Genomic DNA, 17,777 nt, shown 5'->3' on the forward strand with positions numbered 1-17,777 from the left:
CAACAGGAGAAACTGCATGTCCACTCAGGATATCCGCGTCACCAGCATGCCCGATAACTCGACTGCCGCCGTGGCATTTCAGCTGTGGGACGTTCTTCGCACCCTGCACGGGGGCGAGACGCTTGAAACCAAGCTCAAGCTCTACGTCGCATGCCGAAAAGCCGCAGTTGGCTCGTCTTATGACATTAGCGGCCTTAGCTGACTGCATCTCGGACGGCGTCCAGCTTGCGCCTGGCGTCGTCCACGTCCTGCCCCGCGACGAAAGCGTAAAATGTCGCCGCCCGCTGAACGACGTCCTCAACCCGGGCTTCCGGATTGTGCGCCAGCTTGAGGCATTCGAGCGCGACGTTCTGCTCTTCAATCGAGCGCATGAGTCGTTCCTTTCGGTGGGGAGGGAGGGCGCCATCGCTCAGCACCCTCCGCTGGGGGCAATTGACTTGCCCCCAGCTTCGGTCATCCTGTCGGTGCGACCCGAGACAGGAGAAAGGACAGGCCAACCATGGCTGATGATGGCGCAATCATTTCCGTGCAGTGCGGCAAATGCGGCGAACAGTTCGAGGTACCCATCGGCGGGGTGGTGCTCGAGACGGTGGACATTACCTGCGATCACTGCGGATCCAGCCGGCGCCTCACTGCAGACGAGATCGAAGGGCTCATCGCTGGATACAAGGCGCTCGAAGAAAAGGCGCGCGCTGCCTTGGAGGCTTTCCGCCGCCGTCTCTGACGGAACAAGGACCGCAAAATCGCGGATCGACGCAGCCATGGCTTCGAGGCTTGGCACGCGGATGGTGGTGGGGATTTGCCCCATCGCTCAGGCCGCCTGCTGGGGTGAGGCGGGGGTGTCGCTCGGCGTCGGCTTCTCGCTGCGCGGCGCCGGTGCATCAGGTCGATACGTTGCCATGAAGCGACGAACCCTCTGCTCCGTCTCGGGCCAGATGCGGCGAGGACGACCGTTGTCTCCGCGCAAATCGCGGATGAATGCCCAATCATTGACGGCGAGCCGTCCGAAGGTGCTTTCCTTGAGACCATGGGTCTCGACGAACGCCAGAACGTCGGCGAGGAGCGGGTGACTTTCCATGGCGCGATCTTATCGCGGGTAGCTACCCGCACGTCAACTCAAAATGCGGGATGCGTCCCTTTATTGCGGGACGTTGCCCGCTGGCCGACAATGGCAGGCATGCAAAAGCCTGTTCATATCGACGTTCCCAAGCTCCGCCGCGACGTACTCGCATGGCTGGAGAAGAACCCCGATGAGACCAGACGCGGGCTTTCACTCGCTGCCAGCGCCGGTCGAAACCCTGATGTGATCCGCGACCTGTTTCGGGTCGATAAACGAATGCCGACCTACGCGACCGTCGCTTCATTGGCTGAGGCTATTGATCAGGACGTGAGCAACTATGTGACGGGTGGTGTAATCGCAACGCAGGCGGAAGCGTGGCTTACCGTCTCCGGTGCGGTTGTAGCTGGCGTCTGGCGCGAGCAAGCCAATTGGCATCCTGATGACTGGTATCAGATTCGAGTGGACGGCCTGAGTGGGACCGGAGAGCTTGGCTTTGTTGTTGAGGGGCGGTCGATGGATCGGACGCTTCCTCCCGGTACAATTCTACGTTGCGTAGATGTGCTCCGATCTGACTTCCCCCCAGAAAGTGGGGATTATGTCATTGTCGAGCAAAAGCGCGGCGACCTCTATCAGGTGACCTGCAAACGGTTAAACCAACGGCGCAACGGCGACTGGGAACTGCTCTGTGAATCTAGCCTTCCAGAGTTTCAAGAACCCATATTTCTTGGCCGACCATACGACGAGAATGAAGCATTCGACCCCGTCATAGACGATGAGATTCGGGTGAAGTGCATTGTTATCGACGCCTACTTGCCACTTCGTCGGCGAATCACACGTCCGGTTCCTAGTAGCGGGTAGCATCCCGCATTTTGCGATTGACGCGGGCAGCGACCCGCACTAATGCTGTCTCCAACAGCCGCCGATCTCCTCCGGGACGAAGAAGTGGCCAGTTTGGAGACTTCCGATGGCAACCCCTGTCACCACCGCTGAACTGATCGCGATCCTCGCGCCGTTCGCTGGCTACAAGCTCAACCCGCCGCGCAGCCCCGAGGGCTATCCTCGCCAGAACGTCGCGGTCGATATTTACGCCCGCGCCGAGCACATGATCGACTGCGACCTTCGCGGCGTCGATGCCGATGGCGTCGTGGTGTTCTTCTACAACGCCCGCGAGGTCACGCCGTGGGACCGCATCCGCGAGGTCCGCATCGCTGGCCTTGATACCGATGGCGAGCGGGTCTCGACGCGCGTGTTCCAGCACGTCGGCGCTGCGAAGGTGGCCGCGTGATGGCCAAAAGTCTCATCCAGCGCGCCCGCGACATCGCGGCGGACCAGTACGTCCGCTTGTCGATGAAGAACCCGACGCCCTACCGGACCCTTGCCGATTGGGCTGACCAGATCGTCACTTACAGCGGCATGCTCCGCGACGGTCGCCTTGACCACGACCGCGAAGTCCAAACCGCGCTCGCTGCTCTCCGGAGCGCCGCGTGATGGCCTCCGCAGCCCGCACCGAGGCAGCTTGCACTGCCGACGCGATCCGCGCCCAGCGCCTTCGACCGATGCAGCCCGAGACGTTTCGGGCATGGCGCGACAACGGCACCGCGCTTGATGTCGCCGCTGCCACCACGCTCGCGGAAGCGGTCGATCTGGCCAAGCCCAACTGCTCGCACAAGACCTTCTTCGTGATCGAGCAGACCAAGGGCGCGCGCCGGTACCAGCATCACTACGCGGTCACCAAGTCCACGAGCAAGGGCTTCTACCGCGACAGCTACGATGGCGGGCCGCGCGTATTCGTCGGCTTCTGCGAGGCGAAGTTCCTGTTCACGATGCAGGTCTACGCACCGCTTGAGCCGGTCGCGCCGTGGCAGTGGTCCGACGCCGATCGCACCGGCGAGAAGCATGGTCTGTGCCCTGATCTCCTCGCTGCAGGAGGGCTCGCAGCATGATCGATACCTACAAGCGCCTGCACCGCGAAGAGCAGGAAACGCGCGTCGCCGCCGGCCTGGAGCCGAGCCGCATTGGCCCGATGATGGGCCTCGCGATCGGCGTAGGCGCGACCATCGCGGGCCTCGCAGCCATCACCATCGTTCTAGCCTTCATCGGGTGGGTCGTGTCGTGAGCCGGGCCTCCTACATCCTCATCCACCAGAGCCGCGCCGGGACCGCATTCCCGCCCGTGCGCGGCGGTGCCCCCACCATGGAGGAATGGGCCCGGCTCCGCGCCGCCCGCCGCCCATGGTGGAAGCGCCTGTTCTCTCTCCCCCGCGCAGCCTCGCCGATCCCGCACGGTGCGCGCCCCTCCCACATCGAAGCCGTCGAGGCCGGTTTCGATAACGGGGCATCGTCCGATGCGGAATGATGCCGTCCCCTATGCTGAGCTGCCCGTGTGCCCCGTTGCGGTGGCCGGCGCGGTCGACGTCACCCGGCCTGCCGAGGGCTACTATCGGTTTCGCCTTCGCTCGGGTTCCGTCTTCGGCGGCGTGCGCATTTGGTACGGTGCCCCGCTGGATCCGGTCACCGGTGAGGAACTCGATCGCTCCTGGCGCTGGCAGGCGCTTTTCAACGGCGAGATGATCGATCTCGATTGCGTCTGGCCGACCTGCGCCGGCGATCCGATCTCCGAGGATGAGTACCGCACATACTGCGCTCGCCAACACTGGGCCGCGCAGCACGCGCCGTGCAGCGCCTACGCCGACCCGCGCAAGCGGATCGACCCCCTTTCCACAAACGACCCCCAACTTTTCTAGCCGAGGAGCCATTTGCCATGGGCATCACTACTGCACGCAAGCTCGAGGACGAGGCAATTGCCCCGGCGCCGCGCGATCACAACAAGCCGCCGCTCGAAGAATTGATTCCGCTCGAATTCCGCGAGCAGCTGACGGCCGAGCACCCCGACTTTCTAGTGCTGGTCGACAACCGTTGCGGTGCCGGCGATCGCAACAGCGAGGACTATCAGACCGGCGAAGCCGATCGGGCCAATTGCGTCGATCAGGACACCTACGAGCGGTGCGGCAAGCTGGCGAAGAAGCTCCGCGCGATGGAGCAGCACGTCGATGCCACGCACACCGTCGTCAAGGCTCCTTACCTGCAGGGCGGCCGTATGGTCGATGCCGAGCGCAATGCGCTTCTCGGGCGGATCAAGGCAGCCCGCGACCGGGTGCAGGCCCAGATGGACAGCTACCTTGAAGCCGAACGCAAGAAGCAGCGCGAGGCCGAGCTGGAGCGTCAGGCCGAACTGCAGCGGCAGGAAGAGGAGCGCCGGAAGGCTGCCGAAGTGCTGCGCGAGAACGGCATCAGCGCCGACGTTCTCCCTGAAGCGCCGCCGCCTCCGCCGCTCGCCGCCCCCGCACCGCTTGCCGGTCCGGTCCGCACCGACGGCGCGACGATTTCCTCGGGGATCGAATGGCGCTCGCAGGTCACCGACTACGCCAAAGCCTTCAGGAAGGTGAAGGACGACGCGTCGGTGCGCGAGGCGATCGACAAGGCGATCCAGCGGTTCGTGAAGGCGACCAAGGGCCAGGTCGCAATTCCCGGCGTCACCATCACCGACCACGCGCGCGCCAGCGTCCGCTGAGCCGCGCCAACCATCCAGCCAGCGAACAAAGCAGGAATACCGCCATGCAGTACGTGAAGTGCAAGTTCCGCCCGTCCGACACCCGGACCTATACCTACCAGTGGGATGGCGAGCCGCTCCAGAAGGGCGATGTCGTCAAGGTCGCTGACAACCGCGACCCGACCGCATGGAAGCGCGTCTGGGTCGACGAGGTCACCAGCGAAGCGCCGTCCTTCGCCTGCAAGCCGATCCTCGGGATCTACAACCCGGACGCCGAAGCGGCAGACCGGCCTGCGGCTGCCGCCGCGCCCGCGACCGCAGACATGATCGGCGACCTTCTCGGCGACGAAGCCGACTTCTGATCCCTCATTTCAACCGGAGAAAATGAACATGAACGCCCGTAGCCAAGCCGTCCAGCGTGCCGATGCGCAGATTGAAGAGAGCCGCCTGCGCGCGGTTACTGCGCGCGAAACGCAGCGCCCCAAGCCCATGAGCGCGCTGGAATCGCTTGCCGCTCGCCTCGCGCTTGATCCCCAGAAGCTGCAGGACACTCTGGCGAAGACGGCCTTCGCCAGCTGCACCAGCTACGAAGAATTCATGGTCTGCGTGATGGTGGCGAATGAGTACGAGCTCAACCCGCTCACCAAGGAAATCTACGCGTTCCCGAAGCGCGGCGGCGGCGTGGTGCCCATGGTGGCCTACGATGGCTGGATCAAGATCATGAACCGCCACCCGCAGTTCGATGGCATCGAATACGAGCACATCGAGGACGAGAACGGCGAGATCAAGGCGGTCGAGGGAATCATCTATCGCAAGGACCGCACCCGGCCGACCAAGAAGATGGTCTATCTCGACGAATTCAAGATGAACACCGACCCGTGGAAGCAGAAGCCGCGCCACATGCTCGATGTGCGCTGCACCTGTCAGGCGGTGCGTCTTGCCTTCGGGATCACGGCGGGCATCGAGGGCGTCGACGATACTGACGGCGGTGAAGTGCGGCAAACTTCGACGCTCGTCATGCCCACTTTCACCGGTGCGATTGAGCAGAGCGCCAGCGCGCAGATCATCGACCAGCACAACCCGCAGACCGGTGAGGTGCTCCCGCGCGATCCTCGCACCGGCATGACCGAAGTCGACGAGGAAACCGCGCGCGAGCTCGATGCCGGCGAAGGCCGCGCCGACTACGAGCACGGCGACCAGCATGACGGCACGGCGGCGAACGGCGCCGAAGATCGCCCCACGCTCGACCAGGCTCTCGAATACCTGCAGTCGGCCACCACCATCATCGACCTGAACAAGCGCTTCGATGAGGTGAAGGGCTACTTCGTTGACGACGCCTACGCGGCGGTGAGCGACGAACGCGACGGCTGCGCCAAGCGCCTGCGCGGCGGGAAGGCCTGACCCATGGCCAGCACCGCACTCACCACCGCCGATCGTCTCCCCACCCTGATCAAGGAGCATTTCGGCGCCGATCTGCGCGACTTTCCGGAGCCGATGAAGGTCAACCTGATCGCCGATCTCAAGCTCGACAGCCTCGACCTGGTCGAGCTGATCATGGCGATCGAGGAAGAGTTCGGCATTGAGATCAGCGACGACGAGGCGAACCCGTTTGTCACCGACAACGGCGTCACGGCTCCGCATGCGCTGTCCGAGTTGGTCGAGCTGGTCGACCGCAAGCTGGCGAAGGTTTCGGCGTGAGCGCGGGTGCCATCAAGCCCACGCCGACGTTGGAGGCTCCAGCTGACTTGATGGCGGCGGCGCGGGCCAACTGCGCCGCGCGCGTCGCAGCGCGCGGGCAGGACGCCGAAGCAAAGCGCTACAACGCAGGCGAGAACGATCAGGGCTGGGCGCTTAGGCACGAGGTCGCAAAGCTCCGGGCGGAGCAGGCGCGATGATCCAGGTTGATCCTCGCGATTTCACGCCCGAAGCGTTGCGCAAGGTTGCGCCGGCATGCGGTGAATGCACCGGTCAGGGCGCGAGCGTCGTTGAGCTGGTCGCCGGTGCGGTGATTTACCCGCACCGGCCTGAGCTCTGGCAGAAGGATGGCGTCGACCGCTGGTGGTGGCGCTGTGAGAACTGCGGCGCCTACGTTGGAACTCACCAAGGTACGATCAACCCGCTTGGCACACCCTGCGGTCCCGAGACACGCCGGGCGCGCGAAGCGGCGCACGCTGCGTTCGATCCCATGTGGCGCAAGCGGATGCGGCTCTCCGGCCTCAAGCAGAGCGTCGCGCGTGGCCGCGGCTACAAGTGGCTGGCCGCGCAGATGGGGCTCAGCCGGAAGGACTGCCACATCGGTATGATGACCGCCGAACAGGCGTGGCGCGTCGTCGAGCTTTGCCGGGCGCGAGAGGCCGCCTGATGTGCCGTACCTCGGAAACCCAGGCTCGCTCCCGCCCGAGTGCGAAATCCTCGACGCCGAGGGCCACGTCATCGGCTTCCGAGCTGTCCACGTCCGGCTCTTCAACGGGTGGGACAGCCGCAAGGCCGGCTCCGGCCCTTGGCCCGCTCGCGACGGACGTCCTCCGACAAATTGGAGCATCCGCCGCCCGGTGCCTCACCCCTTCGACATCAAGGAATTCGAGCCACAATGACTATCAACCATAGCACCGCCGACAACCTGATTGCCGACGCGATCTGGTGGCTCAAAGGCTTCCGTGCTGCGCAGCCTGCCGACGCGAGCGACCCGACCGACAATCTCGGGGCGAGCCTGCTTCGCGTTCGTGAATGGCTCAATCGTCTGCCGCTGGGCGTGAGCAGATTGCTTGGCACCAATGAGCGCACGTTCGCCTGCGTGATCACCGAGCACGAGCTCGAAGTGATTATCGATGGCCTGCGCAGCAACACCAACGAGGACCGCGACTTGGCGCTGACCAAGGTCCGCGAGATCCACAAGCAGTTCATCGCCGAGTGCAATGAAGTGACGGCGCGGGTCTATGTCGAGATGCCGTTCTGATGAACGCGATCGCGCTTCCCCTGACCGTTGCTGACATCGTCGCCGAGTACGAGGCGAAGGACAGCGCCATGGCCGCCGAGATCAAGGCGCTGGAGGATGCCTTCACGCGGATTGATCACGCGACCACGGTGCAGGGTACCTATGTCGAGCGCGTCGCCCAGCGGCCCTACCTGCATCTCGATACGCTGCGGAAGAACCTGCTCAAGTCGGCTTGGCGCGCGGTTTACGAGCGCCTGCAGATCGACAGCATCGCCAGCGCCAAGGACAAGAAGCTCTTCGATCAGGCATTGGCCAATCCGCCGCCGCTGTCCGTCGAAACCGCCAAGGCCACCTTCGGCGATTACCTGATCCGCCCGCGCTTCCACATTCTGCGCGGCCTCGCCGAAGCCTTCTGCGCGCTCGATCCAGCCTACAAGTCGCACAGCCGGGTGCGCGTCGGGGTCAAGGGCCTGCCCAAGCGCGTTGTCCTGAACAACTGGGGCGGGTTTTCCAGCACATACGGTCGCGATCGGTTTCAGGACATGGCCAACGCCCTTGCCGCGTTCCGCCGCCAGCCGCGCGTCGAGTGGTGCGAGATGCTCGACATCGACGACCAGCACAAGCTCGGCAGCGATGCCGTGATGAATGGCCGCACCCTGTCGCGGTACAGGTCCGGCGTGGGCGAGGAAAAGTACCACGCCCCGGACCGTGGCCTCACCATCCGCAAGTTCGGCAACGGCAACGCCCATGTCTATTTCGACAAGGATGCCCTGCACGCCGTCAACCGCGCGCTGGCCGAGTTCTACGGCGAAGTGCTGCCCGATGCTGAACCCGAAGGCGTGAAGCCCAGCGCCAGCACGGCGGTGTCGAAGGACCTGCAGTTCTACTGGTCACCGCCTGAAGTGATCGAACGCGCGCTGGCTTTCGCCGGCGTGCCCGACTTGCGCGGATGGCGGCACAATCCGCCCGCACCGATGAACGTGCTGGAGCCCAGCTGCGGTGACGGCCGCATCCTCAACGTGCTGCGCACCTACGGCCACGCCGGATACGGGATCGAATACCACCCCAGCCGCGCGGCCGAGGCGAAGGCCAAGGGCCACAGCGTGCTATGCGCCAACTTCCTCGATTGCGAGCCGATGCCGTTCGAGACGGTCGTGATGAACCCGCCGTTCTATGGCCGGCACTACCTCCAGCACGTCCGCCATGCCCTGCGCTTCGTCCAGCCGGGCGGCGTGCTGGTGGCCATCCTCCCCGCCACCGCGCGCTACGACCACGGCGAGCTTGATGGCGACTGGGAAGACCTGCCGGTCGCCAGCTTCGCCGAGGCCGGTACCAACGTCCCCACCACCATGCTCAAGATCAGGAAGCCTGCATGAGGGCGGGCGAGCCTCTAACCGTGCACGGCGTCTCGCACGAAGGCGTCGAGCTGACGCTGCAATCGCTGCTCGCCTACTGGGGCAACCACCAGCACTTCGCCGTGGCATGGTCCGGCGGGAAAGACAGTACCGCACTGCTCACCCTGATCATCCACCTGATAGATGCCGGCTATCTGCCGCAGCCCGAATGCCTGCATGTGTTCTATGCCGACACCCGGCAGGAGCTTCCGCCGATCCAGCTCGCCGCCGAGCAAATCATGGCGCGGCTTAGCACCCGCAACTGGATCAAGTTCCATGTTGTGCGCGCCGCGCTCGACAAGCGCTTTATGGTCTACATTCTGGGGCGCGGCGTTCCCCCGCCGAACAATAACACGCTGCGCTGGTGCACTCGCCAGATCAAGGTAGAGCCGATGGCAGCCGCGCTGGCCGAGGCCATGGCCGAGCTGCCCGGCACTGCCCTTATGCTCACCGGCGTGCGCCAGGGCGAAAGCGCGATCCGCGATGGTCGGATTGCCATGTCCTGCTCGAAGGACGGGGCCGAGTGCGGGCAGGGCTGGTATCAGCAGGTTCTGCCCGAAGCGAAGGGGATCAAGGGCCGCATCGCCACGCTGGCACCGCTGCTGCACTGGCGCGTCTGCTGGATCTGGGATTGGCTGAAGATCTTCGCGCCCATGCCCGAGTTCGGGGGCTGGCCGACGCAAATCCTCGCCGATGCTTACGGCGGCGATGATGCGACGGAAATCAACGCCCGCACCGGCTGCATCGGTTGTCCCCTCGCGTCGAAGGACACCGCGCTCGAAACCGTGGTCGCCACGCCGCACTGGGCGCATCTGGCGCCGCTCATGGAGCTCAAGCCGCTCTATCGCTGGATGCGCAAGCCAAGCCAGCGCCTGCGCAAAAGCGGCGTGGAGCGGCTGAAGGATGGATCGATCGCCAAGAACCCGCAGCGCATGGGGCCGCTTACCTTGGAGGCCCGCAGCGAGGCACTGGAGCGCATTCTCGATATCCAGCGCCGCGCCCGCATCGATCTCATCAATGCCGAGGAAGAGGCCCGCATCCGCGAACTGATCGCCGCGCGCACCTTCCCCGACAAATGGGACGGCGACGAACCCCGCGCCGATCTCTGGCTTGATGCCGTCTACGGCGACGGCACCGAACAGCCCATCCTTTTCAGGGAGCTTGTAGGATCATGACCAATACTATCGAACTACAGCGGAAGATTCTGCTGTCAGCCATCAAGGCGGGCAGCAACCCGCGCCGCTACTTCAATCCCGACAAGCATGCCGAGCTGGTGGCATCGATCCGGCGCAACGGCGTGCTGCAGCCGATCTTGGTGCGCCCGATCGGATATGACGATGCGTTTGGTGGCGAGGTGTTTGAGCTCGTAGCCGGCGGCCGGCGCTTCCGCGCTGCAGAGGAAGCGTTCGGCACCGATGGCCTGATCCCCGCCATCATCCGCACCATGACCGATCAGGAAGCGCTCGAGGCGGCGATCGACGAGAACGATGTCCGCGAAGATGCCTCGGAAACCGAACAGGCCGATGCCGCGCTCCGCGTGCTCGCCGCATGCCAGGACGATCGGGCCGAAGCCGCGCGGCGTCTGGGCTGGTCGACCGCGAAGCTCGATCGCCGTCTCGCCCTTGCCGGTCTCTCTGATGCGGTGAAGGCCGCGCTGGACGAGCGCCGGATCAAGGTCGGCCATGCCGAGCTGCTAGCTGCCGTCCCGGCCGACAAGCAGGACAAGGCGCTCGATACGATCCTCACCTCCGGCATCGATGTCGCGAAAACGCGCGAGCTGCTGATGCGCGTGACGCAGAACCTCGCGGCGGCGACTTTCGACAAAACCGAATGCGCCGGCTGCGGTTACAACTCCGCCCGCCAGCGCGCACTGTTCGAAACGCACGTCGACGACGGCCACTGCACCAACGGCGCCTGCTTTGCGCTGAAGGTCGAAGCGGCAGCCAAGCTGGCGGTCGACCAGGCACCCCCGGCTACAGCCGAGCCGGGCGGAGCCACTTCCGGTTTTGACGCCTCGGATGAGGGCGAAAAACCGGAAGCGCCTGCCTCGGTCGCAAAGCAGGGCAAGTGCCGTATCTGCGGCTGCACCGAGGATCGCGCCTGCGAAGGCGGTTGCAGCTGGGCCGATGAGGCGCAAACGCTGTGCACGAACTGCAAGGCTACGAGCCCAGCCGCTCTTCCCAAGCCCAAGGTCACCGCCGAAGGCCTGCGCGCCAAGCTCAAGACCACGCGCGAACAGGCCTGGCGCAGTGCCGTCGCCGCCTTGCTGGCCGATAGCGCCGATACCATCCGGATCGCGGACTTTGCCGCCAAGTGCATCACCAGCAACGCCCCGGTGGCATTTCTGGACGTCGCCGATCTGGCGCGTGATCTCGAGGTCGATCTGCGCACCAGCTGGACGCTCGACGAGAGCGTGCTCGATCAGCTCAACAAGGACGAGCTGAAGTTCATCGCCGAGGAATGCGGCCTCATCGCTCACATGGGTGCGAAGAAGTTCGCACAGATCTTCGGCCAGACCACGCAATCGGTCGCCAGTTCGATGTTTCACGCCACCGGCTTCGACTGGGCCGGCCGCATCCCGAGCTGCATGTCGCTCGACGGCAAGTACGGGCCCCCACCCACTGCCGACACGCCCACCGGCGATGCACTAGCCGCTGCCGAGGCGGCTGCCGAACCCGCCACCCCCGAAACCGAAGAGGCCTGATCCGATGCTGATTACCAACCTGCTGCCGCTGCTCGTCCGATATTCGCTCAGCTTCGATCTCGTCGCCAGTGATTCCCATCTTGTCACGCTGACGATCATTCCGCGCAAGGCCGAAGGATCAAAGGCCACGGCGGAACCGGCAGAGGTCCGCCCGATCTCCATCACCGCCACGGCGGTCGAGATCGATGCCGAGCTCGCCTTGGGAGAAGCCGGCGCGCTTGGCCAGATCTTCATGGCGCGCAAGGCGCTGGGCGATCAGCTCGCCGAACAGCGCGCCGCTGCCGAGGCAGCGAAGACTGCTGCCACCAGCAAGGCCAAGCCCGCTGCCAAGGCACCTGAACTCAAGCCAGAACCCGCCCCTGCAGCTGCTGCCCCGGCGAAGCCCGGCGAGCCCGTTGCCCTGTTCTGAAGGACAAGTCCATGCAAGTCACCACGCTCACCCGCGTCTACCGCTACGACGGCATCGATCTGCCGGTCCCGCCGCATCTTGCCGGGGATGCCGCCGCGCTGCGCGCCTACCACTCCACGCTCTACCCCGCGATCCTGAACGCCGAGGCGGTCGATGCCGGCGTCAGCGGTGGCGTGCTCGTCACCGAGTACCGCCGCGCCGTCGGCACCAAGGGCCGATGAGTCCAGCCGTCCCGCCGCCGCCCCGCAAAACCCTGCTCGAATGGATCACCGATGATGATGGCAACCAGCTCAGCGATACCCGGCCTGTCTGCAGCCCGGCCATCGGCGCGCTTCATGCATGCATCGGCGGCAGTATCGAAGGCCAGCGCGAGCCGCTCGCGCCGCCCGCAGGCCTCGCCCTCGCGCCGCTCGGTTGATCTCCCCGGCCGCGCGGTGCGGCTGTCTCCGGCGGTGCCAGCCCAGTTCGATGCGCCGCTCGCACCGCACCACCGGATCATCGGCCAGTGGGTGGCCCGCCAGATGCCAGCCGGTCAGCTGCTCACCCGCGCCGAGGCACGCCGCCACATCGAGCAGAGCTTCCAGCAGGCCGTGCTCGATATCATCGGCATCAACACCCTCGCCGATCTGCGCGTCGTCGTCCTTGCTGGCGACGGCGCCGAGCAGCCGCCCGCGATCGCGATCATCTGCGACAGTGTCGGCCAGATCGATCTGGGCTGGATTGAGCTGACCAATGTGCTGGCCAACACCCTGAACGGTTTTGTCGCCCCGGTGGGCTGGCGCGCCGCAGCCTACAAGGTGCTGTGGCAGCTCGCAGCCGTCCTCCCGATGTTCGGCTTCGAAGAAATGATGGAAGAGCTGTCCGGCTATTACTGGGACGGCGAGATCGAGGATGAGGGCGCCAGGCACGCGCTGGTCACCTTTCACGGCCACGATCCCGACGACGTGATCCTGCCGTCGCAGATCAGGGACCGCCGCCCCGACTATATGCTGCCGAAAAATGCTGCTCCGCTGAAAGCCCTGCCGCGCGCGCTGCAGGCTGCCATGCGCCGAGTCAACGCCGCTTGGAACGCGGTGGAGGGTCACAAGGCTCCGGGCAATGCCTGGCACTTCGATTTCGATCAGATCACGGATTATATGCCGGAGTACCATGACGCCGCGACGCTCCCGGCGCTGACAATCGTCCCGTTCGATGTCTTCGCCGAAGAGCTCGACAACATCGCTCAGACCGGCATGGAAGTGGGCTTCCACAACATCGCCGGCATCTGCCTGCTGACCGGCCCGGACGTGCTGGACCAGTGGTTCGCCTCGCTCCGCCTCGGGGCCGAGCTGATCGCTGCCGCGCAGGATCTGATCGACCTCGATGTCGCCAAGGTGCGGCCATGACTGGCGTCGCCGAACTGCGCGCGGCCAGCAACAAGGTCGAATTCGAAACAGTGGGCTGCGGTCTCACGCTGACAAACGCGATCCTGCTCTATGGCCCGGATGGGGCAGGGCGCCCGATGACCGGGGCCGCCTTCGCCAGCATTCACGATGTCGAGCACGGCGACGCTGGCCCGGTCATCGCCGCCGGCAAGCCGCTGACCCGGCAGCACCTCCGCCGCTGGACCGAAGCGCTCGGCCGCAATGCCCCGCCAGAGGTACTGCCCGCGAACGTGATCGCCGCGCACCCCGATGTGCTGGCCTGGTGGGTGCCGGCGCAGGTCCGCAACGCCTATTTCGATCTCAGCCCGCACTACCGGAAGAGGTGCAAGGCGCTGGGTCAGAAGACCAACGTCCCAGTGCCGTACCCGGCGCACCTGTTCGTTGCCACGCGGCGCGGCCTCGGCGTCTATGCGCTGCCCGAAAGCGCGCGGCCGACGGCAGACACACCTGTCCTGCACTCGCCGGTGCTGAACGTCTTCATCAACGGCCAGCTCTGCTGGGGCTCTGTCGCCAAGCCCAAGGCGCTGAACGTCGCATCCATGGCGCAATTCGAAGCGGCGGTGTTCGACTCCTGGTCGACCCATCCCAACGCCGGGCAGGACCAGAGCGTCACCGGAAAAGGCGGCTTGGTGCGCCTGTGGGACATCCTCGCCGCGTCTGGCGTCAAGACGTTCCCGGTCGCCCGCCTCAAGCCCTTCCATCCCGATCAACGTCGCCCCGCCGCGCCTCAGCCGGTCACCGTGGCGCAGCTTCTCGCAAAGGCCGCATGATGCTGAAAACCCGTGAGCCCGACGCTACCCATGAACGCCTGCGCAAGGCCGTGGAGAAGAAGCGGTCGTCCTATCTCTGGACGCCGCGCGACATGATCACGTTCACGCCGCGCCTGCTGCCGGTGATCTATGGCGATGGCCGCGCGCTGTTCGCCATCGCCACAATAAACCAGCGTCCCAGATATTGGGTCATCCGGGGATGCAGCACGTGGGGCTGCGGGTGCGATCGCGAGGACTCGTCGGGCCCCGACTTTGCCGAGCTTACCGATGACCTGATGTCCGAACTTGAGGACCATTTCGGGCGCGGGCGGTGCGGCTACTCCGGCAACAGCCTGTTCTACCCGCGCCGGGAACGCATCCAATCGTGCGAATGTGAGGAGTGCGACGAGAAGCGCTGGAAAGCCAGTTGGCCGATGGTCGACGATGACGGCGGTTGTTCTTGGAGCCGTATGGACTGGCCGAAGGGCTTTCCCACCGTTCGGCACCCGCTGAGCTGGCAGGGCAATCTTCTCGACAACCAGCCGCGCTGGCCAGCCGATGTCGCGGTGCCGCTGCGCGCGCTTGATGCGCAGGGGGCGGCATGATGCTGGCCTCCGATCCCACCGCCGCCGCCGTGCTCGATGCGGTGCCGTGCTATCCGGTTCCGCCCAGCGGCCGCTCACCCGCCATCGATGCCTTGCGCGCCAGCCGGGCAGGGCATGGCTTCATCGTCGGCCGTGACGGCATGATGCTGATCCTGCGCCGCCCATGGCTCGCGCTTGATTGGCGCGTCACCGAAGGGCCGGAATGCCATGCGCCCTATGGCGAGGTCGGCGCCGATGGGGTCGTGATGCGCTGCGGCCTGATCCCGGGCGAGTTATTTGAGCAAGCGCGCCAGCATTTCGCGGCGGCGCTGCCGAACGAGGCGGCGGCATTCATTCTCTGGAACGACCAGACTCGCGAGTTCGCGCTGGAATTTCCCACGATCGATGAGGCGACGCCTTCGCGCCTTGTCTACCGGACACCGCAGCCCGGGCCCGATTGGCACGTCGTTGTAGACATCCACAGCCATGGCCGGGGCGGGGCCTTCTTCAGCGCGACTGACAATATCGACGATGCCAACGCGACCAAGATCGCGATGGTCATGGGTCGCTTCGATCTGCCTGAGGTCCAGATCGTCACCCGGCTTTGTGCATGCGGCATGTTTCTACCGCTGAACCGTATTCCAACCGATCTGGCGGAGGAACCGGCCGATGCAGCCTGAGCGCCACTTCCTCCCCGCCAAGCTCCAGAACGGCACCATCCGGCTGCTGCTCGTCGGCTGCGGCGGCAACGGCGCCCAGATGCTCATGGGGCTGGCGTCGCTCGATACGGCGCTGCGCGCCATCTCTAGCCGTTCGCTGCAGGTCACCGTTGTTGACGACGACATCGTGAGCGAGGCGAACCTCGGTCGCCAGCCGTTCTACCGCTGCGATCTCGGCGCATCAAAGGCGCGCACGCTCGTCGAGCGCGTCAACCTCGCCCATGGGCTGGACTGGACGGCGGTGCATGGCCGCGCGCCTGGCGCGGTCAATCTCCAGACCTTCGACCTGCTGATCACCTGCGTCGATACCGCCGCCGCCCGCCGCGCGATCGGTGCCGCCGTCGAGGCCAAGCCCGAGCGCTATGACCGTTATCCGCCGCACTACTGGATGGATCTCGGCAACCGTGCCACCGATGGGCAGTTCCTGATCGGTCAACCCGCACGCCCGCACGATCGCGACGATCTGGTCCGCCTGCCCACCGTGCTCGAATACTTCCCCGAGCTGGCAGACGAAGGCGTGCCCGAAGACGACACGCCCAGCTGTTCGGTCGCCGAAGCGCTCGAGCGCCAGTCCCTCTTCGTCAACCGCGTCGTCGCCAGCCACGCCCTGGCGCTGCTGTTCGAGCTGCTCGGCCGCGGTTCGATCGGACACGCCGGCGGGTTCATCAATCTCGCCAGCGGGCAGGCGGTGCCGATCCCCTTGCCACTCACCGCGAACACCACCGCGCAGGAGGCGCAAGCAGCATGATTTCCCTATTTGGCGATCTCAGTGAAGCGCAGCCGGAGCACGTCTTTGGGAGGCCGCCGATTTTCAAACCTTCCCTCGATCAAGTTTCTCACCTGATCCTTCCATCCAATTGGCATCAACTGTTGATGGGACGGCAGTTTGATCTCGACATTGATCGTGCAGGATTCGGTCAGCCAGACCTGTCCGTGCTGAATAGCACCCCCGGGTCCAACTCTGGCCTCTTCCCAGTAGTCGAGCTGTCGCAATGTATTGCGATCCATCGTTATACTCCGATCAAGCAAATGTTATGCAGGATAGCAGAGGCGGCAACAATACGGCACTTTTGCCCCTTAGGGCAGCGGAAATCGAGTACTGAGGCGCTGGCGCACGTGCTGAACGGGCAGGTGGTTCTCCCAGCGCTGCCGATCGACAAGCAGGAATGGATCGCGGAGGCGCTTTGGCCTGATCTCTGGTGCTGGGGGAGGACCGGCAGCGGCGCGCACCGCATCGCGCCGGATCAGCAGCCGATCCTGTGGAGGGCTGCATGAGCGAGCGCTTCACTACCTGCGGCAAGGAAGTCCTCCGCGACGACGAGCACTTCGCCGACATGCGCTCGCCCGGCGCGGCGGTCGCGGCCGCGCTGCTGTTCAACCGCGGCGTCCTGATTTGCCAGAACGTAGACGAGACCGAATTTGCGCTGGTGCGCGAGGAGTTGTGGGGATGAGTTACGCCGAGAACACGTCCGTCTCAGTCGAGCGATCGATCGCCGACATCATCACGCTGGTGAAGCGTGCCGGTGCCAGCCAGATCGGCCAGATGGACGACGACGCCTTCTACGCGATCCAGTTCACGCTCGCCGACCGGATGATCCGGTTCCGGCTGCCGTGGCCCAAGCTGGACGCCATGCCGACGCACAATGGCAGGCATCAGGCGCTCACCCGGGCGCAGCGCCTGGACAAGCTCGAGCAGGTGAAGCGGTCGAAGGCGCGCGCTCTGTTGCTGGTGATCAAGGCGAAGCTCGAGAGCGTCGAGAGCGGCATCGAGACGATGGAGCAGGCGTTCCTTGCCAACGTGGTGCTGCACGGCGGGCAGACGGTCTATGACCGCATCGCCGAGCCGATCGCTCTCGAATACCAGACGGGCAGGCCGACCGTCGCCGGATTGCTGGCGGGGCCAAGCACATGACAACACCCCAAGACTTGGTCAGCCTTGACCGGAAAGTTAGCCGCGCGCTCAACGCCGGCAAGGGCATCAAGCTCACAGCCGAGGAGTTGGAACTTCTCGCCGGGCTCGGCATGATCGAACAGCTCGCCGATTCGAAGGCGAAGGCATTGAAGGAACAGGCGCGGTGTCGGCAGTTAAGGGTGGTATCTACCAGCGAGGGCCTTTCTGGCTCGACTACGTCAGGGGCGCCGACGGCCAGCCAGCCAGCGATCGGTGGTACATCTGGTGGTACGATGCCGCCGCCGGTCGGCAGCAACGGCGAAGCACGCGCACGTCAGATATTCGGCTAGCCTGCGATA

General features: G+C 65.1%; 33 protein-coding genes. 31 read left to right on the forward strand and 2 right to left on the reverse strand.

Features of this window, described 5'->3' with window-relative positions:
• Positions 1-16: 16 nt before the first annotated feature.
• The gene (locus ACODS2_RS14225; RefSeq protein ID WP_488999419.1) at positions 17-202 is read left to right on the forward strand and encodes a hypothetical protein; all 186 of its coding nucleotides are present in this window, start codon (positions 17-19) and stop codon (positions 200-202) included.
• On the opposite strand, the gene ACODS2_RS14230 is transcribed toward ACODS2_RS14225, so the two are convergent.
• Positions 195-371, reverse strand: a complete 177-nt coding sequence (locus ACODS2_RS14230; protein ID WP_488999420.1) for a hypothetical protein — start codon at positions 369-371, stop codon at positions 195-197. The genes ACODS2_RS14225 and ACODS2_RS14230 overlap by 8 nt on opposite strands.
• A gap of 128 nt (positions 372-499) precedes the next feature.
• On the opposite strand from ACODS2_RS14230, the gene ACODS2_RS14235 reads away from it, so the two are divergent.
• Complete coding sequence (locus ACODS2_RS14235; protein ID WP_488999421.1) at positions 500-724, forward strand: hypothetical protein; 225 nt, start codon at positions 500-502, stop codon at positions 722-724.
• An 87-nt stretch (positions 725-811) separates the two neighbouring features.
• Here the strand turns inward: ACODS2_RS14235 and ACODS2_RS14240 are convergent, their stop codons facing one another.
• Positions 812-1,078, reverse strand: a complete 267-nt coding sequence (locus tag ACODS2_RS14240; protein ID WP_488999422.1) for a hypothetical protein — start codon at positions 1,076-1,078, stop codon at positions 812-814.
• 99 nt (positions 1,079-1,177) lie between these two features.
• Between ACODS2_RS14240 and ACODS2_RS14245 the strand changes: the two genes are divergently transcribed.
• From ACODS2_RS14245 to ACODS2_RS14385, 29 genes are all read left to right on the forward strand, one after another.
• The gene (locus ACODS2_RS14245; RefSeq protein WP_488999423.1) at positions 1,178-1,918 is read left to right on the forward strand and encodes a hypothetical protein; all 741 of its coding nucleotides are present in this window, start codon (positions 1,178-1,180) and stop codon (positions 1,916-1,918) included.
• Between the two features lie 106 nt (positions 1,919-2,024).
• Positions 2,025-2,345: a hypothetical protein gene (locus ACODS2_RS14250; RefSeq protein WP_488999424.1), complete on the forward strand. Its 321-nt coding sequence runs from the start codon at positions 2,025-2,027 to the stop codon at positions 2,343-2,345.
• On the forward strand, positions 2,345-2,548 hold the full coding sequence (locus ACODS2_RS14255) for a hypothetical protein (RefSeq protein WP_488999425.1): 204 nt from the start codon (positions 2,345-2,347) through the stop codon (positions 2,546-2,548). The genes ACODS2_RS14250 and ACODS2_RS14255 overlap by 1 nt, the downstream gene beginning before the upstream one ends.
• Positions 2,548-3,003, forward strand: coding sequence for a hypothetical protein (locus ACODS2_RS14260; protein ID WP_488999426.1), 456 nt, complete (start codon positions 2,548-2,550; stop codon positions 3,001-3,003). The genes ACODS2_RS14255 and ACODS2_RS14260 overlap by 1 nt, the downstream gene beginning before the upstream one ends.
• The gene (locus ACODS2_RS14265; protein ID WP_488999427.1) at positions 3,000-3,176 is read left to right on the forward strand and encodes a hypothetical protein; all 177 of its coding nucleotides are present in this window, start codon (positions 3,000-3,002) and stop codon (positions 3,174-3,176) included. Before ACODS2_RS14260 ends, ACODS2_RS14265 begins: the two co-directional genes overlap by 4 nt.
• Positions 3,173-3,415 carry a hypothetical protein gene (locus tag ACODS2_RS14270; protein WP_488999428.1) on the forward strand — a complete coding sequence of 81 codons (243 nt, stop codon included), beginning with the start codon at positions 3,173-3,175 and terminating at the stop codon, positions 3,413-3,415. Before ACODS2_RS14265 ends, ACODS2_RS14270 begins: the two co-directional genes overlap by 4 nt.
• Positions 3,405-3,803, forward strand: coding sequence for a hypothetical protein (locus tag ACODS2_RS14275; protein ID WP_488999429.1), 399 nt, complete (start codon positions 3,405-3,407; stop codon positions 3,801-3,803). Before ACODS2_RS14270 ends, ACODS2_RS14275 begins: the two co-directional genes overlap by 11 nt.
• A 17-nt stretch (positions 3,804-3,820) precedes the next feature.
• A complete protein-coding gene (locus ACODS2_RS14280; RefSeq protein ID WP_488999430.1) occupies positions 3,821-4,630 on the forward strand; it encodes a hypothetical protein in 810 nt (269 codons plus the stop codon).
• A gap of 44 nt (positions 4,631-4,674) precedes the next feature.
• Positions 4,675-4,971: a hypothetical protein gene (locus ACODS2_RS14285; RefSeq protein WP_488999431.1), complete on the forward strand. Its 297-nt coding sequence runs from the start codon at positions 4,675-4,677 to the stop codon at positions 4,969-4,971.
• Between the two features lie 28 nt (positions 4,972-4,999).
• The gene (locus ACODS2_RS14290; protein ID WP_488999432.1) at positions 5,000-6,010 is read left to right on the forward strand and encodes a RecT family recombinase; all 1,011 of its coding nucleotides are present in this window, start codon (positions 5,000-5,002) and stop codon (positions 6,008-6,010) included.
• Positions 6,011-6,013: 3 nt separating this feature from the next.
• Entirely contained in the window at positions 6,014-6,307 is a 294-nt protein-coding gene (locus tag ACODS2_RS14295; RefSeq protein WP_488999433.1) for an acyl carrier protein, read from the forward strand.
• The gene (locus tag ACODS2_RS14300; protein ID WP_488999434.1) at positions 6,304-6,504 is read left to right on the forward strand and encodes a hypothetical protein; all 201 of its coding nucleotides are present in this window, start codon (positions 6,304-6,306) and stop codon (positions 6,502-6,504) included. Before ACODS2_RS14295 ends, ACODS2_RS14300 begins: the two co-directional genes overlap by 4 nt.
• The gene (locus ACODS2_RS14305) at positions 6,501-6,971 is read left to right on the forward strand and encodes a zinc-finger-containing protein (RefSeq protein ID WP_488999435.1); all 471 of its coding nucleotides are present in this window, start codon (positions 6,501-6,503) and stop codon (positions 6,969-6,971) included. Before ACODS2_RS14300 ends, ACODS2_RS14305 begins: the two co-directional genes overlap by 4 nt.
• 228 nt (positions 6,972-7,199) lie before the next feature.
• Positions 7,200-7,565: a hypothetical protein gene (locus ACODS2_RS14310; protein ID WP_488999436.1), complete on the forward strand. Its 366-nt coding sequence runs from the start codon at positions 7,200-7,202 to the stop codon at positions 7,563-7,565.
• The gene (locus ACODS2_RS14315) at positions 7,565-8,920 is read left to right on the forward strand and encodes a DUF4942 domain-containing protein (RefSeq protein WP_488999437.1); all 1,356 of its coding nucleotides are present in this window, start codon (positions 7,565-7,567) and stop codon (positions 8,918-8,920) included. Before ACODS2_RS14310 ends, ACODS2_RS14315 begins: the two co-directional genes overlap by 1 nt.
• A complete protein-coding gene (locus tag ACODS2_RS14320; protein ID WP_488999438.1) occupies positions 8,917-10,113 on the forward strand; it encodes a phosphoadenosine phosphosulfate reductase domain-containing protein in 1,197 nt (398 codons plus the stop codon). Before ACODS2_RS14315 ends, ACODS2_RS14320 begins: the two co-directional genes overlap by 4 nt.
• Positions 10,110-11,642, forward strand: a complete 1,533-nt coding sequence (locus ACODS2_RS14325; RefSeq protein ID WP_488999439.1) for a PRTRC system ParB family protein — start codon at positions 10,110-10,112, stop codon at positions 11,640-11,642. The genes ACODS2_RS14320 and ACODS2_RS14325 overlap by 4 nt, the downstream gene beginning before the upstream one ends.
• 4 nt (positions 11,643-11,646) lie before the next feature.
• The gene (locus ACODS2_RS14330) at positions 11,647-12,051 is read left to right on the forward strand and encodes a PRTRC system protein E (protein ID WP_488999440.1); all 405 of its coding nucleotides are present in this window, start codon (positions 11,647-11,649) and stop codon (positions 12,049-12,051) included.
• A gap of 11 nt (positions 12,052-12,062) precedes the next feature.
• Complete coding sequence (locus ACODS2_RS14335; RefSeq protein WP_488999441.1) at positions 12,063-12,272, forward strand: PRTRC system protein C; 210 nt, start codon at positions 12,063-12,065, stop codon at positions 12,270-12,272.
• On the forward strand, positions 12,269-12,469 hold the full coding sequence (locus ACODS2_RS14340; protein ID WP_488999442.1) for a hypothetical protein: 201 nt from the start codon (positions 12,269-12,271) through the stop codon (positions 12,467-12,469). Before ACODS2_RS14335 ends, ACODS2_RS14340 begins: the two co-directional genes overlap by 4 nt.
• A complete protein-coding gene (locus tag ACODS2_RS14345) occupies positions 12,387-13,436 on the forward strand; it encodes a hypothetical protein (protein ID WP_488999443.1) in 1,050 nt (349 codons plus the stop codon). The genes ACODS2_RS14340 and ACODS2_RS14345 overlap by 83 nt, the downstream gene beginning before the upstream one ends.
• Entirely contained in the window at positions 13,433-14,245 is an 813-nt protein-coding gene (locus ACODS2_RS14350) for a PRTRC system protein B (RefSeq protein WP_488999444.1), read from the forward strand. The genes ACODS2_RS14345 and ACODS2_RS14350 overlap by 4 nt, the downstream gene beginning before the upstream one ends.
• Entirely contained in the window at positions 14,242-14,829 is a 588-nt protein-coding gene (locus ACODS2_RS14355; protein WP_488999445.1) for a hypothetical protein, read from the forward strand. The genes ACODS2_RS14350 and ACODS2_RS14355 overlap by 4 nt, the downstream gene beginning before the upstream one ends.
• Positions 14,826-15,488, forward strand: coding sequence for a PRTRC system protein A (locus ACODS2_RS14360; protein ID WP_488999446.1), 663 nt, complete (start codon positions 14,826-14,828; stop codon positions 15,486-15,488). The genes ACODS2_RS14355 and ACODS2_RS14360 overlap by 4 nt, the downstream gene beginning before the upstream one ends.
• Positions 15,478-16,275, forward strand: coding sequence for a PRTRC system ThiF family protein (locus ACODS2_RS14365; RefSeq protein WP_488999447.1), 798 nt, complete (start codon positions 15,478-15,480; stop codon positions 16,273-16,275). Before ACODS2_RS14360 ends, ACODS2_RS14365 begins: the two co-directional genes overlap by 11 nt.
• Entirely contained in the window at positions 16,272-16,802 is a 531-nt protein-coding gene (locus ACODS2_RS14370) for a hypothetical protein (RefSeq protein WP_488999448.1), read from the forward strand. Before ACODS2_RS14365 ends, ACODS2_RS14370 begins: the two co-directional genes overlap by 4 nt.
• Complete coding sequence (locus ACODS2_RS14375) at positions 16,799-16,978, forward strand: hypothetical protein (RefSeq protein ID WP_488999449.1); 180 nt, start codon at positions 16,799-16,801, stop codon at positions 16,976-16,978. Before ACODS2_RS14370 ends, ACODS2_RS14375 begins: the two co-directional genes overlap by 4 nt.
• A complete protein-coding gene (locus ACODS2_RS14380; RefSeq protein WP_488999450.1) occupies positions 16,975-17,439 on the forward strand; it encodes a hypothetical protein in 465 nt (154 codons plus the stop codon). Before ACODS2_RS14375 ends, ACODS2_RS14380 begins: the two co-directional genes overlap by 4 nt.
• Positions 17,436-17,768, forward strand: a complete 333-nt coding sequence (locus ACODS2_RS14385) for a hypothetical protein (protein ID WP_488999451.1) — start codon at positions 17,436-17,438, stop codon at positions 17,766-17,768. Before ACODS2_RS14380 ends, ACODS2_RS14385 begins: the two co-directional genes overlap by 4 nt.
• Positions 17,769-17,777 lie beyond the last annotated feature (9 nt).

It is taken from the genome of Novosphingobium sp. FG137 (assembly GCF_057809735.1).

Excerpts from the sequence above, each read along its gene's own strand:
- ACODS2_RS14245 (WP_488999423.1), top strand. The coding sequence starts at position 1,178 with ATGCAAAAGCCTGTTCATATCGACGTTCCCAAGCTCCGCCGCGACGTA.
- ACODS2_RS14225 (WP_488999419.1), top strand. The coding sequence starts at position 17 with ATGTCCACTCAGGATATCCGCGTCACCAGCATGCCCGATAACTCGACT.
- ACODS2_RS14320 (WP_488999438.1), top strand. The coding sequence starts at position 8,917 with ATGAGGGCGGGCGAGCCTCTAACCGTGCACGGCGTCTCGCACGAAGGC.
- ACODS2_RS14280 (WP_488999430.1), top strand. The coding sequence starts at position 3,821 with ATGGGCATCACTACTGCACGCAAGCTCGAGGACGAGGCAATTGCCCCG.
- ACODS2_RS14335 (WP_488999441.1), top strand. The coding sequence starts at position 12,063 with ATGCAAGTCACCACGCTCACCCGCGTCTACCGCTACGACGGCATCGAT.
- ACODS2_RS14235 (WP_488999421.1), top strand. The coding sequence starts at position 500 with ATGGCTGATGATGGCGCAATCATTTCCGTGCAGTGCGGCAAATGCGGC.
- ACODS2_RS14340 (WP_488999442.1), top strand. The coding sequence starts at position 12,269 with ATGAGTCCAGCCGTCCCGCCGCCGCCCCGCAAAACCCTGCTCGAATGG.
- ACODS2_RS14370 (WP_488999448.1), top strand. The coding sequence starts at position 16,272 with ATGATTTCCCTATTTGGCGATCTCAGTGAAGCGCAGCCGGAGCACGTC.
- ACODS2_RS14255 (WP_488999425.1), top strand. The coding sequence starts at position 2,345 with ATGGCCAAAAGTCTCATCCAGCGCGCCCGCGACATCGCGGCGGACCAG.
- ACODS2_RS14385 (WP_488999451.1), top strand. The coding sequence starts at position 17,436 with ATGACAACACCCCAAGACTTGGTCAGCCTTGACCGGAAAGTTAGCCGC.
- ACODS2_RS14380 (WP_488999450.1), top strand. The coding sequence starts at position 16,975 with ATGAGTTACGCCGAGAACACGTCCGTCTCAGTCGAGCGATCGATCGCC.
- ACODS2_RS14305 (WP_488999435.1), top strand. The coding sequence starts at position 6,501 with ATGATCCAGGTTGATCCTCGCGATTTCACGCCCGAAGCGTTGCGCAAG.
- ACODS2_RS14315 (WP_488999437.1), top strand. The coding sequence starts at position 7,565 with ATGAACGCGATCGCGCTTCCCCTGACCGTTGCTGACATCGTCGCCGAG.
- ACODS2_RS14375 (WP_488999449.1), top strand. The coding sequence starts at position 16,799 with ATGAGCGAGCGCTTCACTACCTGCGGCAAGGAAGTCCTCCGCGACGAC.
- ACODS2_RS14240 (WP_488999422.1), bottom strand. The coding sequence starts at position 1,078 with ATGGAAAGTCACCCGCTCCTCGCCGACGTTCTGGCGTTCGTCGAGACC.
- ACODS2_RS14260 (WP_488999426.1), top strand. The coding sequence starts at position 2,548 with ATGGCCTCCGCAGCCCGCACCGAGGCAGCTTGCACTGCCGACGCGATC.
- ACODS2_RS14345 (WP_488999443.1), top strand. The coding sequence starts at position 12,387 with ATGCATGCATCGGCGGCAGTATCGAAGGCCAGCGCGAGCCGCTCGCGC.
- ACODS2_RS14230 (WP_488999420.1), bottom strand. The coding sequence starts at position 371 with ATGCGCTCGATTGAAGAGCAGAACGTCGCGCTCGAATGCCTCAAGCTG.
- ACODS2_RS14365 (WP_488999447.1), top strand. The coding sequence starts at position 15,478 with ATGCAGCCTGAGCGCCACTTCCTCCCCGCCAAGCTCCAGAACGGCACC.
- ACODS2_RS14360 (WP_488999446.1), top strand. The coding sequence starts at position 14,826 with ATGATGCTGGCCTCCGATCCCACCGCCGCCGCCGTGCTCGATGCGGTG.
- ACODS2_RS14325 (WP_488999439.1), top strand. The coding sequence starts at position 10,110 with ATGACCAATACTATCGAACTACAGCGGAAGATTCTGCTGTCAGCCATC.
- ACODS2_RS14310 (WP_488999436.1), top strand. The coding sequence starts at position 7,200 with ATGACTATCAACCATAGCACCGCCGACAACCTGATTGCCGACGCGATC.
- ACODS2_RS14290 (WP_488999432.1), top strand. The coding sequence starts at position 5,000 with ATGAACGCCCGTAGCCAAGCCGTCCAGCGTGCCGATGCGCAGATTGAA.
- ACODS2_RS14265 (WP_488999427.1), top strand. The coding sequence starts at position 3,000 with ATGATCGATACCTACAAGCGCCTGCACCGCGAAGAGCAGGAAACGCGC.
- ACODS2_RS14350 (WP_488999444.1), top strand. The coding sequence starts at position 13,433 with ATGACTGGCGTCGCCGAACTGCGCGCGGCCAGCAACAAGGTCGAATTC.
- ACODS2_RS14275 (WP_488999429.1), top strand. The coding sequence starts at position 3,405 with ATGCGGAATGATGCCGTCCCCTATGCTGAGCTGCCCGTGTGCCCCGTT.
- ACODS2_RS14250 (WP_488999424.1), top strand. The coding sequence starts at position 2,025 with ATGGCAACCCCTGTCACCACCGCTGAACTGATCGCGATCCTCGCGCCG.
- ACODS2_RS14285 (WP_488999431.1), top strand. The coding sequence starts at position 4,675 with ATGCAGTACGTGAAGTGCAAGTTCCGCCCGTCCGACACCCGGACCTAT.
- ACODS2_RS14355 (WP_488999445.1), top strand. The coding sequence starts at position 14,242 with ATGATGCTGAAAACCCGTGAGCCCGACGCTACCCATGAACGCCTGCGC.
- ACODS2_RS14330 (WP_488999440.1), top strand. The coding sequence starts at position 11,647 with ATGCTGATTACCAACCTGCTGCCGCTGCTCGTCCGATATTCGCTCAGC.
- ACODS2_RS14295 (WP_488999433.1), top strand. The coding sequence starts at position 6,014 with ATGGCCAGCACCGCACTCACCACCGCCGATCGTCTCCCCACCCTGATC.